Below are 14,054 nucleotides of genomic sequence, written 5' to 3' on the forward strand. Positions count from 1 at the left end.
GCGTCGGAGGCAATACCTCCTTAGTGGGCATCCGACGATGTCTGCTTTTGGGACGCGGAAAAACTGGTCGCTACGGCCGATAGCAGGCGCATTGCCGTCCGACAGCTGGGAAAGCCGGGAGCAAACGTCCGCTTCGGCGCAAGATGCAAATGGGCGGAAGGACGGGTAGCGACAACTTGTGATCAACAGGCGATTTCAAATTCTCCGGACACCTGTCGCAACGAGCCACGCGGTTTCCGAGCTCGGTCTCCGCACCTCGGTCTCGCTGAACCCTGCATCTTGCAATGCGGCAATGACCTCGTCCGGCTCGCGCGCTGTGAAGATGTCGGCGGGCATGTTCATCCGATCCATATGTACCTTCGGGAGGAGGCCAAGCACGACTCGCCCGCCTGGCTTGAGCACGCGTCCGAGTGCCGCAGACCCAGCTTTAAGGCTTTGCCAGAAATACACTGTGTGGACGCTGAGTGCCTTGTCGAATGTTGCATCCGGGAAGGGCAGGCTCTCGACCGTGCCGACGCGAAACTCGGCGCGCCCGGCATTGACTGCATCAGCGAACCGACGCGCGGCGGCGTCCACGACGCCCTTTGAGCGATCAACGCCGCAGACGAATAGTGCGCCCTCGAGGAGTCGCGAAAGAACCGTCCCACCGCCGAAGCCGAGTTCCACGACACGATCTTCCGCAACCAACTGCCATGGTGCGACACGTTCTTATCCAGTTCGTCAAGCTTGGACCGCTGCTCCTCGGATAAATCCGGGTCTGCAGGGAGTTTCAGCAGTTGAAAGATGTAACGGCGCGGGTCTCAGAAGTAATCCACTTCCGAACGAGACGGGACATAGACTACTGCTGCTCGGTAGACAGTTCTGGCATGGTCGGCCTGCACGGTTAGCACACAGCCCAACCCTCGGTGACCTTAATGGTTCCGATCGGATTAACTGAAACCGGCTACTTTAGTTCCAACGAATGCGCGAGTTCGTCACCGCGCAGCCCAGCTTTGTAGCGGGCAATCAGCGCCAGGGCAGCCGCTTCCTGCGCGGAAAGGTTCCGCGCATGTAGTTGAAGACTTACTTGATCATCACCTGCATCGGCCTTTCGTGGCGCTGACAACACCATGGCTGGTCATCATCGGCAGTTTCCTGATTATCCCGGGGCTCATCCTCGCGTCGATGCCAATAGGCTTCATGTAATGGCGTCGTCTTCGCGCTGTTACTGTTTCGGAAACGGAACACGGCCCCGATGATCGGGCCTTGCTGGACGACATCGTAAGTGAAGCCACCGTTCGAGTAGTCGACGCCCGAGGCACGATAGCCGAGCACGCCCGAAAACGAGTCGGTGAACTGATAGCCGGCGCCGATGAGCACATCCCAGGTGCTCGCTTCCCACCGGGAGCATAGCGCTAGAAAACCACGGCGTCATGACGGACCTCCACGCAACGAACAAGGCTCAGCTGGATCTGCCCCCATTTGGCCCATGATAGATCTCGACAGTCGTTTTTTTTCACAACCGCGACCTTCAGCGTGTTCGTCGGGAGTGTCTGCTCTTAGGCGGTGACAGAGTTAACCTGGACGTCCCACATTGGGCGCAAAGCAACCGTTCCTCCGCGCTGGAAACTGAACGGATCCGCGTCAAACGGCGACCCTTTGCCGGCAGAACGATCCATGCTGACGTTATGGCCAATCCAACGGCGAGAGAGCCGAGGCGCAGAAAGGCAGCTGAGTGCCGAATGAAGTGTCGTAGCGTCGCGGCTGCCTCGTCATCCTCAATCCGCAATGCCTGCTTTCCGCAGGCCCTCGAGCCAGTGGTCTAAGTCCTCTTGCCGGCGATATGGAGAGCCTCGCTTGTAGTCATCTAAAGTGAAACCAGGGTTGCGCTCGAGGCACCTGCCCCAAGCCAATCTTGCCTCTTCGAGGCGTCCGAGCTGTCCCAAACACGCAGCCAGATTGGCGAACCCGCGATCATAGTTGTTGTTGTCCCAACGGCGGAACGAACCCAGCGAAGCCTCATATTCGCCGAGCAGATAGTAAGCGAACGCGAGCAGCTCGTGGACGTCGCGGTGTTCGAGCGGACTCAGCCGTCTGAGCCGCTCGCCGACCTCGCGGGCCTTCGTAAGTTGACCACTCCAGAGGCAGATGTACCCGCCCCAGGCGAGTACGACCGGGTTGGTCGGGCCCATTGCGAGCGCGCGTTGCGCATGAGTCGCGGCGGCCTCGAACTCCCCTTTCCATCCATGCAGAGCGCCGACGACCGCCTCTGCCAGTCCGCTGGCGTCGCCGAGTTCGATAGCCCGCAAGGCCGACTGCATGGCCAACGCCTTCATCTCTCCATCAGCTCTAAAAGCGGACAGGACCGCGTAGGCGTCCGCGAGCCATGCATGCGCCCGCGCTGAATCAGGCTCCCAGCCAAGAGCCAGCTTAAAGAACTCGACACCAGCGACGGTATCCTTTTCGGTGATTCGATTCGTAGCATCGATGCCGCGCAACAACGCGTCATATGCGGGGAGGCTCGTATGCGTTTGCCTTGTCCAAACGATCTCAGCAGCGCCTACCTTGCCGACTAGCGCCCAGACGATCCGTTCTGTCACGTCGTCTTGTACGGCGAACAGGTCGTCGATGCTTCGATCATAACGCTCAGCCCAGACGTGATTGCCGGATGATGCCTCTATCAGCTGCGCTGTGATCCTTACACGTGCCCCAGCCTTCCGAACACTTCCCTCGACCACGTACCGTACACCGAGCTTCCTCCCCGCCTCGGTAGTGTTTACGGCTCGTCCTTTGAAAACAAATGAGGAATTGCGAGCGATCACGAACAGGCTTTGGCTACGGCTAAGCTCCGTGATTAGGTCCTCGGTTATTCCATCCGAGAAATATTCCTGTTCGGGATCCGCCGACATGTTTGTAAAAGGAAGCACCGCAACCGACGGCTTGAACGGCAGCGGCAAATCCTTCGCTGAGGAGATAGAGACCGAAGTCTCTTGTCCGTGCTCTCCCGTTTCGACCCGGTAGGCACGAACCGCCCCAGCTATGTTCTTCATCGTATGATCGCCAAGGTCGACGAGCTCGTAAGGAAGTTTGCCATTTACCTGATCATAAACGCTGCGCCCAATGACGACGCCTCCGGGCTCGCTGACCTTTTCCAACCTCGCCGCAATGTTCACGCAGTCGCCGTAGATGGTCGTCTCATCCAGGATGACCTCACCAACGTTGATACCCATTCTGAAGGCCATGCGCTGTTCTGACGGAAGATCGGTGTTGCGTGTCGTTATGCGCTCTTGCGTCTCGACTGCGAACTGCAATGCATCGACGGCGCTGGGAAACTCGATCAGCAGACTGTCGCCCGCGGTGCCGACAAGCCGACCCTTGAATTGCGCGATCTTCGGATCGATCACTTCGGCGCGCAGTGCTTTTAGATGGAGGAGAGTCCCGGCCTCATCGGCCCGCATCAAACGCGAGTAGCCAGCTACATCTGCTGCCAAAACCGCCACAAGCTTTCGTTCTGGGCGCGCCACGATGCCTCCGGCACTACGCGTGGTTTGCTATAGCGTAGCACCCGGGCCTAGGCGCAACCAGCCACCTGATACATCCGCTATGGGTCAATAGGCGCCCTGAGCCGGTGGCCGCGACGTGTTGACATTGTGGGCCCATACAATCCGCACGACTTCCTTCGCTCTAGGTTGCCGCATTGCCAATTCTGTCTCGGCGCGGCCGTATTCCCTGCGTGTGCTTCAAGGCCAGCGCGAGCCTTCACTCATTCCCGCAGGCCTGCCTTGCGCAAGTTCTCGCGAAGGTGTTCCAGATCGCCGGGGTTTTTGTAAGGCGTCCTTTGGTGGCCGGTTCTCGAAACGATTGTGGCCGATGGATCTATTTGCTTGATCCGCTCCACGGCCATTTTCGCTTCGGTCATATTCCCCAAGGCAGCATGACTGGCTGCCAAATAGAGCCAGCGGTACACTGTGTCGATTGTCATTAGGCTATGCAAAGCCGTGACTGCTTCATGGTATTGTCGGCAGTCGAAATAAATCTGGCCCAGCTGTTGAACGTACCACTCGGGATAGCGAGGATTAAGCCGCAACGCCTTTTGTGCTGCGTCGAGGCCTTCGGTGGTTCTTCCCGCGCAACTCAGGCAGTAGCCATAGTCCATGAGAATGTCTGCATCATTGGGATTGAGATCAAAGGCGCGGTGAAATGCTGCAATGGCAGGTTCGTACTGCCCGCAAAAAAGGTAGTGTCCTGCGAGCGCGTAATGCCCCCACGCATCCGCGTCGTCGCGTTCAATTGCGAGATTGGCGTACCGTAACGCATCAGCCAACGAGGACTCGGGGTTCTCGCTGAATCCATCGATTACGTCCATCATGTGCGTCCAGGCAACCTTCGCAAAGGCCTTGCCAAATTTCGGATCAAGCTCCCCGGCCTTGAGGAAAAGTTCGCGCGCGTGCTGATTTCCCTCCTTGGTATTACGGTCTATAGCCTCCATGCCTCGCACAAAGTAGTCCAGCGCTTGAAAGTTCCGTGCTCCCGCGAGTTCCGGGCGCTCTTGCCACGCCTTTAACAGCCGGCCTCCGTGCGCTGTGGCTAAACTGCCAATTATTCGTTCGGTGACATCGTCCTGCACGGCAAAGATATCATCGATGCCCCGGTCGTAGCGCTCTGCCCAAAGGTGCCGCCCAGTCTTGCCGTCAATGAGCTGGGCCGTAACCCGGACACGGTCCTTCGACCTCTGTACGCTGCCCTCCAGGATATAGCGGGCACCCAGCTCTCGGCTGGCGTCCTGTATCTTCGTGGCTTTGCCCTTGTAGGCAAACGTCGAATTGCTCGCGATGACGAAAAGATCGCGAAACCGAGACAATCCGGTGATGACGTTCTCTGTAATCCCATCCGCAAAGTAGTCCTGCTGACGGTCGTCGCTCATATTGACGAATGGCAGCAAAGCGATGGAGGGCTTGTCAGAAAGCGAGGTCGGCGAAGTGGGGGTCGCGCCGGGACCGTCGAGACGCACCGCATAAGCTCGCACGGGGCGCTCAATATTTTTAAGTATCTGCTCACCATTGTCGTCGAATTGCAGGTCAAGCCGGTTTCCGAGGTGATCTCGCACCGTACCCGAAACTATGACACCTCCAACGGGAGCGATACCTTCGAGCCTTGCCGCCACGTTCACGCCGTCACCGAACAGATCGTCAACCTCGACGATTACGTCGCCGAGGTTGATCCCAATTCGGAATTGTATCTTTCGGTCCTCGGACAGGTCTGCGTTGCGACCCAACATGGCCCGCTGGATGTCGACCGCACAGGCCACTGCGTTGACGACACTTGGAAACTCGGCGAGGACACCATCGCCCGTCGTTTTGAAAATACGGCCTTTGTGCTCGGCGATCTTCGGGTCAACCAACCCGTCGCGGATTTCCTTCAGTGCGTCAAGCGTGCCGACCTCATCCTTGCCAATGAGCCGAGTGTACCCCGCCACGTCAGCGGCAAGGATGGCCGCGAGGCGGCGTTGGACGCGTCCTTCGGGCATGTAGTGCATTGCCTTCAAGAGCTACAGGACAAGGATTGTACGGGCGACCGCCGGCCGAGTCCACGATCAGGAAACTCGAGTATGGGTCGTCATACGCCGGAATTCAAACTAGGACGCTACCGGCGCCAAGGAGGTTTGGCGCGATGTACCCGAACCTGAACCAAGACCGTCTCGCCTGGTCAGGTTCGGGTATGGGCAGGCAATGGCCGAAGTGCGCAAGCTCGCGGCAATCCTGGTGGCGGACATCGTCGGCTTCAGCCGCCTGACGGCAAACGAGGAAGATCGTACGCTTACAGGCAATCTCGCGTTGCGAAGCGACCTCGTCGATCCGACCATCGAAGTTCATCGGGGTCGGGTCGTGAAGGCCACCGGCGATGGCCCGACGCTCAAGGTGCATCCGCTAGAGCGTCCATCGCAAGATGGGCCAGTTCGCGCTCGTGCTCGCTATATTCTGAATTTGTGTACTGATAGCCCCAATCCACACTAGGCCAATCCGGTTTGATTTTATTTGCCAAACGGGCTTGCGCCCGCGCGTCATCGAGACGACCGAGCTTCGCCAGGCATCCGGCCGCATAAACGTGGATGTAGTAATAGGGGCTGATGATAATGGCGAAAGACTTTATCGCCTCCTCGTACTGTCGCGTCATCATGAACCCCATGCCCATAGTCTCACGAAGAGAGGCGGGAAGGAACAGTGGACTGGCGCGGATAGTTTTGAGCGATCTCTCGATAGCCTCGCTCGCATGTCCCGTGCAAAGCAGGTAGTGCGCCATCATGTCATTGAGATCGGCGTCATCAGGTGTCAGCTGGAGGGCGCGCTGGAACGCTTCCGACGCCGCGTCGAAATTCTTGTCGAGCATAAGGCACATCCCACGAACAGCCAAGCACCTGCTGTCCTCGCCGTCGAGCCGCACGGCGAGTTCTGTTTCTGTGTTTGCTTTTTCCAACGCATGCGGGGCGAGCGTTTGCCAATAGACGCGAACGTGCATATGGCCCACTGCCGCATGAGCGCGGGCAAAGTTTGGATCAAGCTTCACCGCACTTTCGAATTCCGCCATGGCTTGCGGAATATCATCGTTGCGCCAGCGATTGACGATCTCCATACCGCGCAAATAATGGTCATAGGCGCCCAAACTCTCGGTCGGTTTGCGCCGCGATGCTTTCACGACGTCGGATTCAACATACCCCGGAACGGCGGTCACGATGCTTCGAGTCACTTCGTCCTGAACTGCGAAGATGTCTTCCAGGTCACGATCATAGCGTTCCGCCCAGACGTGACTACCGGTCGCTGCCTCAATCAGCTGGGCAGTGATGCGCACGCGCTTACCGATCTTGCGAACGCTGCCCTCCACCAAGTGGCGCACGCCAAGCTTTCGCCCGGCTTCTGTGATGTCGACGGCCGTTCCCTTGAACGTGAAGGACGAGTTCCGTGCGATCACGAGCAGCGAACGGAAGCGCGACAGTTCCGTGATGATGTCCTCGGTGATGCCGTCCGAGAAATATTCCTGTTCCGGATCGCCGCTCATGTTGTTGAAGGGCAGCACGGCAATCGACGGTTTCTCATTGGCGACCGAAACTACCCCGGCCGGTTGCAGGAATGGCGCGTCGGGAAAGAGGTTGACGTTGTAGACGCGCACCGGACGCTCGATGTTCTTAAGCGTCTGCTCGCCAGTATCTTCAAAGGTAAGTGCGAGTCTGTTGCCGAGACTGTCCCGGACAGAGCCGGATATCGCAACGCCCCCCGGCTTGGCGATACTCTCGATCCGCGCCGCGATGTTGACGCCATCGCCGAAGATGTCGTCGTCCTCGATGATGATATCTCCGAGGTTTATCCCAATGCGGAACTCGATGCGCCTGTCCGCCGGCACGTCAGCATTACGCTCGCGCATCTTGTACTGAATGTCGGTGGCGCAGGCCACGGCATTCACCACGCTGGGGAACTCTACCAGCAAGCCATCGCCGGTCAGCTTGACGGTCCTGCCCTGATGCTCGGCGATCTTAGCGTCCACCAGTTCGTGACGATGCGCCTTGAAGGCCGACAGGGTTCCGCTCTCGTCGCGACCCATGAGCCTGGAGTAGCCGACCACATCAGCCGCGAAGATGGCGGCAAGGCGACGCTGATTGCGTTCTTCGGCCATTGGCAATGCGGCAACCTAGAGCGAAGGAAATCGTGCGGATTGTATGGGCCCTCAGGTGCGGAGTCCATTACGCCTCCTGTACTCCCCACACTCACCAGCATCAGATTCTCGCCGATCTTTCGGGTAGTTTTCTGTCAATGAAGACCAACGATGCAATTGCTCGCGACATCGGCTTGCGCCGACTAAGGACATCGTGAAGCCACCACTCAGGCCGTCACGTTTGGGGCCGGGAGCGGACCGTCCCCTTCCGGGAAACGGGATAGAAAGCCGACCTTGCCCTATGGGCGTGAATTCATAAAACGCGCATGGTTAGATCATGCACGAATGTCTGCTTCTGAGCCGAAAGCGGTCATGATCGGTAAGGGCCCAAGCCGACTCCAGCATGGTGGCTCCCGTCGAGTAAAAAGTTAGTCATTCCGGAAAACCAGCCATATGAAGGCCTTCGACGTACATGTCTCGCAAGGCAAGGTCGCGATAGGGCTGGGATTCGACCCAATGGCTAATCCTGAAATGGGGATTTGTTGCCAGATATAGCGTGGCCTCTTCACGCGCTTCCTCGAACCGGCCGAGCCGCGCCAGAATCGACGCCAAATTAACCCTGGATTCGGTTCGATATGTTGCATCATTCCTCAAAGTCTTCACTGCCTCCTCATACTTACCGGCAGCGGATTGGGCACCTCCGAGTAACCAGAAATACCAGCTCGGCGGGCGCGGATTCAGGCGCAATGCCTTCTCGATGCAGGCGATGGCCTCTACTCCGCGACCTTCATAGGTCTTCAGATCCCCGAAGTTTGCCCAAGCATCGGCATCGTTCGGATTGAGGCTGAGCGAAATCTCGTACTCTTTGGCAGACTCATCCCATTGGCGCTCAAGGAGGAGTATGAACGCGAGCACCCAATGCGTGCCAGAATTCTCAGGATCGAGTTCAATCGCCTTTCTTGCCGACGCCATAGACTGTCGACGAAGGGGATTCATTGGATAGTTCCTAAAGACCCAGGCCTCGCACTGACTGATCGCCAACCACCGATAAGCATCCGCGTAGTTAGGATCGAGCGCGATGGCCCGCTCGAACAAGGGTATGGCCGCAACGCCCGCCTCCGTCGAGTGTGCCCATTCAGCCCGCCCCCGTAGATAGAGATCATAGGCCCCCAGGTTTGTTGGCCGATAGCGCTCCTTCAGGTTTGCCGCGGCCAACTTGCCGGCGAGCCCCTCCACAATCTTGCCGACGACTTCGTCTTGTGCCGCGAAGATATCGGCAAGGTCCCGATCGAAGCGATCCGCCCAGATGTGCCCACCGGCGGGTGCATCGATGAGCTGGGCATTGATCCGCACGCGGTCCGCTACCCGTCGGGCGCTGCCCTCCAGTACATATTTCACCCCCAGTCCGCGAGCGATCTGGCGGGTGTCTACCGATCTGCCCTTATAGGCAAAGGATGAGTTCCGGGCGATGACGAAGAGCTCGGGCACTTTGGAGAGGTCCGTAATCAGATCCTCCGTCAATCCGTCGACGAAATACGCCTGCTCGGCGTCTGCGCTCATATTCACAAAGGGGAGGACGACTATTGACGGCTTGACGGGAAGAGAAAGCTCAACGGCGGAGACTACCGCCGCGGCTCCATCCTTTCCCGCGAGCCGATAGGTTTGGACAGGTCGATCGATGTTTTTGAGAGACTGCGGGCCCAACGAAACGAATGAATGTGGGAGCTTGCCGTTGATCTGCTCGAAGACACTTCCCGAGATGCACAATCCCCCGGGCTCCGAAAGACTCTCGAGCCGAGCCGCGACGTTGACTCCGTCCCCGTAGAGATCGCTGCCCTCCACCATCACATCGCCGAGATTAATTCCAGCACGCAATACAATGCGTCGGTCTCCGGCCACATCTGCATTCGCGATGTCCATAGCTTTCTGCAGTTCGACAGCGCAGTCTACGGCGTTGACTGCGCTTCCGAACTCTATTAGCGCGCCATCCCCGATCAGTTTGATGATGCGACCCTGATGTTTGGAGATCATTGGCTGAAGGATCTCTCGACGCCGAGATTTGAGCGTAGCCAACGTACCTACTTCGTCGCGTTCCGTGAGACGGCTATAGCCAACCACGTCGATGGCCAGTATGGCAGCAAGGCGGCGTTGAACGCGCTCTTCGGACATCGCAGGGGTGCTCTCACTGCGGCAAATTGTATTTGCATCCCGAGCAGGAGTCGATTCGCCCGATTTCGCGCTCTGGGTCCATTCACGTCCGTTTTGCCACGTCGCTGATGTCTGGTTAGGGGTAATCCTGAAGGTGTTAGCCCGGGCGTAGTTCAGGCTCCCAACTGAAACTGCAAATCATGCGCTATAAATCAGACTGCCATGTCCTTGGAAAACGGCCCTTGCCATGCCGCCTAGTCCCGCAAGCCCGCCAGACGCCAGCCATCAACAAACGGCTGCGCATCACTCGGGCTCTTGAAAGGTGAGTTCGCCACCAAATCACTTAACTTCCAATTTGGATTGCCCGCAAGAAATAGGCGGGCTTCCTCCTGTGCCTCAGGAACGCGGCCGGCAAGGGCAAGCGCGGGAACCAGGTGCTCCCTCGAACCCGTCCCGTATGTATCTTCCCGGCTCAAGGTCACAACAGCTTCTTCGTAGTAACCGGCGGAAATCTGCGCAATTCCCACGATCCAGAAATACCAACCGGGTGGACGAGGATTTATACGGAGCGCCGCGCCACAAGCTATCAGCGCCGCTTGCGGATCGCCTAAGTAGATTTGAAGCTCACCCATCCATGCAACCGCATCTGCATTGTTGGGATTAAGCCGAACGGCAGCATCGAATTGGAATTTTGCTTCATCCCAGTTGCGCTCATAAAGTTGAACGCAGCCTAGGATCCTCCGAGCCTGGGAATCGTCGGAATCGATTTCCACGGCCCGTTGCGCGTGTATCAGAGCCTTTGCGCGGCCGGGTTCCTGTGGCTCTCCCCAGACAATCCAGCCAAATAGAAGTGAGATGGCAAGATTGCTGTGCGCTTCGCAGTAGTTCGGATCGATCTGAATGGCACGTTCCAAGTCAGCACACGCCTCACTGTTGTCGGACCTGGAATTGTTGCACTTGCCTCGCGACCTAACACAAAGATCATAGGCTTCGAGATTTGACGGTCGGGAACGGGCAACAAGTTTCTTTTCACCAAGCTTACCAGAAATCGCTTCAACAACGCGTCGAGTGACCTCGTCCTGAACGTCGAAGATGTCGGCAATTTCGCGGTCGAAGCGCTCGGCCCACACGTGGTTGCCGCCTTCTCCCGCATTGATAAGCTGCACGTTGACGCGCAACCGCTTGTTGGATCGCCGGGCGCTGCCCTCGAGGACATATTTGACGCCCAGATCGCGAGCGATCTGACGGACGTCGGTGGGCTTGCCTTTATAGGCGAAGGTGGAGTTGCGGGCGATTACGAAGAAGCCGGACACATTCGACAGATCGGTAATGATGTCCTCCGTCAGCCCGTCGGTGAAAAACTCCTGTTCGGAATCGCCACTCATGTTGATGAAGGGTAGCACAGCAATCGAAGGCTTGTCGGGCGGTGCGAGCGGCTGCGAAAACTTCTCTAGAACAAGGGGCTCAGTTGGTGCTGCGGGCTTTGCCTTGGTGGGAACGCCGATCTGTAGCGAATAAACCCGGACCGGCTCGGTGATGTTCTTGAGCCGAACCGCACCGTGATCGTTGATCGCGATATCGAGCCTTGACTTTACCTGCCAATAGGCTTGCTCGGAAAGACAGATATTGCCAGGTTCGCAGATGCCTTCGAGGCGCGCGGCGATATTGACGCCATCGCCCATCAGGTCGCCATCGCGTTCTTGCACGACGTCGCCCAAGTGAATGCCGATCCGGAACTCGATGCGACGATCATCCGGCACCCCGGCATTGCGCTCAAGCATCGCGTACTGCACTTCGATCGCACAGCGCACTGCTTCCACCACGCTGCTGAACTCGACGAGGCTCCCGTCGCCTGTGCGCTTGACGACGCGACCACGATGAACAGCGATGGTGGGATCGATGAGATCGCTGCGCAGCGCCCGCAGCCGTGCCAAGATGCGATCCTCATCCGCGCCGGCTAGCCGACTGTAGCCGACTACATCCGAGACCAGGATCGCTGCTATTTTGCGGGCCTCACTCATGTCGTGCTCCCTCCGTCCAGTCTGGCACTACTGCCGTGCCAAAGGAAGATAGCTCCGAGCCATTGGTCGGATGATCCGCATCGGATCGATTCGGGTCGTTCGAGACCAGTGTTGGGCAAATAACAGCCTGAGACTGCCATTGTCCGCTTTTGGTGAATGGCCTGGCCGTGGGAATGACTGTCATCAGGCGCATTGCCGCCGCAGCGTTTGGGGCGGAGCGAACCGGCAGATGTGTATCGCTCATCAGCGACAGCCGGCCTTCTGTCCCGTATAGCGAAGGTCTGAGAATGGCCCGATGAGAGCTTCCCGTTGAGGGAGATCGCATCATGGGGAGGTCGGTCCTGCTTTCTGCAGCGCATTCTAGCGCCTGCCGTTTGACAATCTTCACGCAAATGTTTGAGATACATTCCGTGCTAGAAGCTTCTTATGTGGCAGAGCAAGCCGCAGCAAAGGGGCCGTTTTGCGATTTTTCTGCACTTACTTCAGGGGGGAATAGCTTGCCTATTCAGAGCATTTACACATACCTTGTCTATCCTGGTAAAGGTGCCGACGAGATCGGCGCTATCAATGGCTCTGCTGTTCCACTACAGGGTAAGCTCTTCGACCTGTTGGAAGAGGTGTATCTGCGCTCAGATAACGAGTATACAATCGACATAGCGTTCAGCCCGGGAGCAGACGGCACCCAGACGAACCCATGCCGAGCACTTCTGATCAATCACCTCACCCACGGGACGATCGACACCGGCCGTCTATTGGCCGAGCGGCTGGCGCAGCACACCACCAAACGATCAGGCCTGGGACTGTTGTTTCTCGTAGCGGGTCAGGACGGCCAAGTCCGTAAGATCGTGGTGTCTCGCTTCCCAGCGCACAGTGCAGTGTTGGCGGAGGCAGGAGCGACAACCCTGACCCTCGCCTTTCTTGAGCGCGTCTTTATGAGAAACGCCTACTCATACAAAGCGGTCGTCTACCAGCATACGTCGCTGACCAATGGCTTCTGGACGGGCCGCGCCGTCGACAAACAGATCGAGAGTCGAGAGCGTGAGGTCTCTCAATACTGGATCAACGATTTCCTCGATTCCGGCCTTCGCACGACCCCTACGCGCGGAACGCGCCGGCTTGCGCTCGCGCTCAAAGCAGCGGTCAGCAAAGCCAAGGACGTAACCGTCAAAAGTGAGATCGCGTCGGCGGTCACTCTCGGCCCAGGTATGCAGGGACAGACCACGAGCGTGAACGGCTTTATTGATCACTTCCACTTCTCTGAGCCAACCCGTAACGCAATCCTCGCCGAGATAAAGGATCCGGCAATCCAGGCTGAAAAGTTCGTTTTCGACGCTCCTGTCTTCACTGAGCAGGTGCCGTACCGTACCGTGGAGCTGAGCTCCGGAGCGGTGCTTACAGCGCCGTCGGCCGACTTTGATGAGGTCTTCACGAAGGAGCCGGTCCACGCAGAAGTTGACGGAGAATACAAGTACTCCACCGTAGGTTCTGTCGTGACCGAGAAGATAGCGAGGTCAAAATGACGGACCTTCGAACCGACTACACGAACCGGTACACCAAAGCGCTGACACCAGTAGCGACAGCGTTGATCGGCAATCTGACCGAAATCTTTGCGGGCAGACCTCGCGTTGACCGCGTGACCGCACGTCCAAAGTCAATCGATCGCTTCATGAGCAAGGCGGCGAAGGCCGACGGTGGTAAGCTTAAATACGATGACCCGCTCAACCAGATTCAAGATCAGATCGGCGCGAGGATAATTGCCTTCTATTCGAGCGACGTTCCGGTGATCGAAGAGGTCATCCTTCGGGAGTTTCGACCAATCGAATCGAAACACGTCGTTCCTCAGCACCAATGGGAGTTCGGATACTTCGGTAGGCACCACATCCTCCTAATGCCGAGCGACCTCTATGGCGCTGCTGAGGACAAAGCACTCGTCCCGGATGTCTTTGAGTTGCAGATCAAGACGCTTTTTCAGCACGCATGGTCCGAAGCAGAGCACGATCTCGGGTACAAGCCAGGAGAGCAACCGCTTAACCCTGAAGATGAACGCTTGCTCGCCTTCACATCCGCCCAGGCATGGGGTGCCGATCGCATTTTTGACGACCTATTTAAAAAGCGGTCTAGCTAGCCATCAGCTGCGAGTTGCGCGCATTGCCTATTTTGGTCGCCGAACGTCCACCTGAGGGAATTCTGTGCGAATTGCTTATCGATCCGAGAGCCGACTGCCTCTACCGGCATGACCTTATTACAAGCCCATCTTCCCGC

Annotated in this window: 9 protein-coding genes and 1 pseudogene; 3 read left to right on the top strand and 7 right to left on the bottom strand. The window is 57.7% G+C overall.

Annotated features, from left to right (window positions below; translation table 11 throughout):
• Nucleotides 1-195: 195 nt before the first annotated feature.
• From X743_RS0136595 to X743_RS147630, 4 genes are all read right to left on the bottom strand, one after another.
• Nucleotides 196-666 carry a class I SAM-dependent methyltransferase gene (locus tag X743_RS0136595; RefSeq protein ID WP_051508583.1) on the bottom strand — a complete coding sequence of 157 codons (471 nt, stop codon included), beginning with the start codon at nt 664-666 and terminating at the stop codon, nt 196-198.
• A gap of 396 nt (nt 667-1,062) precedes the next feature.
• Nucleotides 1,063-1,359 carry a hypothetical protein gene (locus X743_RS147640; protein ID WP_023767358.1) on the bottom strand — a complete coding sequence of 99 codons (297 nt, stop codon included), beginning with the start codon at nt 1,357-1,359 and terminating at the stop codon, nt 1,063-1,065.
• Between the two features lie 398 nt (nt 1,360-1,757).
• Nucleotides 1,758-3,503: an adenylate/guanylate cyclase domain-containing protein gene (locus X743_RS147635; RefSeq protein ID WP_031258047.1), complete on the bottom strand. Its 1,746-nt coding sequence runs from the start codon at nt 3,501-3,503 to the stop codon at nt 1,758-1,760.
• Nucleotides 3,504-3,742: 239 nt separating this feature from the next.
• Nucleotides 3,743-5,506, bottom strand: coding sequence for an adenylate/guanylate cyclase domain-containing protein (locus X743_RS147630; RefSeq protein ID WP_031258049.1), 1,764 nt, complete (start codon nt 5,504-5,506; stop codon nt 3,743-3,745).
• A 202-nt stretch (nt 5,507-5,708) separates the two neighbouring features.
• Here X743_RS147630 and X743_RS1000000173530 point away from each other — a divergent pair.
• Nucleotides 5,709-5,885: pseudogene (locus X743_RS1000000173530) on the top strand (adenylate/guanylate cyclase domain-containing protein); the annotation flags it as partial.
• 7 nt (nt 5,886-5,892) lie between these two features.
• Here the strand turns inward: X743_RS1000000173530 and X743_RS147620 are convergent.
• The 3 genes from X743_RS147620 to X743_RS147610 all read right to left on the bottom strand — a co-directional run bounded on the left by X743_RS147620 (nt 5,893) and on the right by X743_RS147610 (nt 11,792).
• Nucleotides 5,893-7,644, bottom strand: a complete 1,752-nt coding sequence (locus X743_RS147620; RefSeq protein WP_023767362.1) for an adenylate/guanylate cyclase domain-containing protein — start codon at nt 7,642-7,644, stop codon at nt 5,893-5,895.
• Nucleotides 7,645-8,055: 411 nt separating this feature from the next.
• Nucleotides 8,056-9,792: an adenylate/guanylate cyclase domain-containing protein gene (locus X743_RS147615; RefSeq protein ID WP_023767363.1), complete on the bottom strand. Its 1,737-nt coding sequence runs from the start codon at nt 9,790-9,792 to the stop codon at nt 8,056-8,058.
• Between the two features lie 233 nt (nt 9,793-10,025).
• A complete protein-coding gene (locus tag X743_RS147610; RefSeq protein ID WP_023767364.1) occupies nt 10,026-11,792 on the bottom strand; it encodes an adenylate/guanylate cyclase domain-containing protein in 1,767 nt (588 codons plus the stop codon).
• A 326-nt stretch (nt 11,793-12,118) separates the two neighbouring features.
• On the opposite strand from X743_RS147610, the gene X743_RS147605 reads away from it, so the two are divergent.
• Both X743_RS147605 and X743_RS1000000169920 read left to right on the top strand, forming a co-directional pair.
• Nucleotides 12,119-13,312, top strand: a complete 1,194-nt coding sequence (locus tag X743_RS147605; protein ID WP_156934478.1) for a hypothetical protein — start codon at nt 12,119-12,121, stop codon at nt 13,310-13,312.
• Nucleotides 13,309-13,917 (top strand): RelA/SpoT domain-containing protein, encoded by a 609-nt coding sequence (locus X743_RS1000000169920; RefSeq protein ID WP_023767366.1) that lies wholly within the window; start codon nt 13,309-13,311, stop codon nt 13,915-13,917. The genes X743_RS147605 and X743_RS1000000169920 overlap by 4 nt, the downstream gene beginning before the upstream one ends.
• The last annotated feature ends 137 nt before the right edge of the window (nt 13,918-14,054 follow it).

Origin of the sequence: Mesorhizobium sp. LNHC232B00 (genome assembly GCF_000502435.1) — a bacterium.
Classification (GTDB): domain Bacteria; phylum Pseudomonadota; class Alphaproteobacteria; order Rhizobiales; family Rhizobiaceae; genus Mesorhizobium; species Mesorhizobium opportunistum.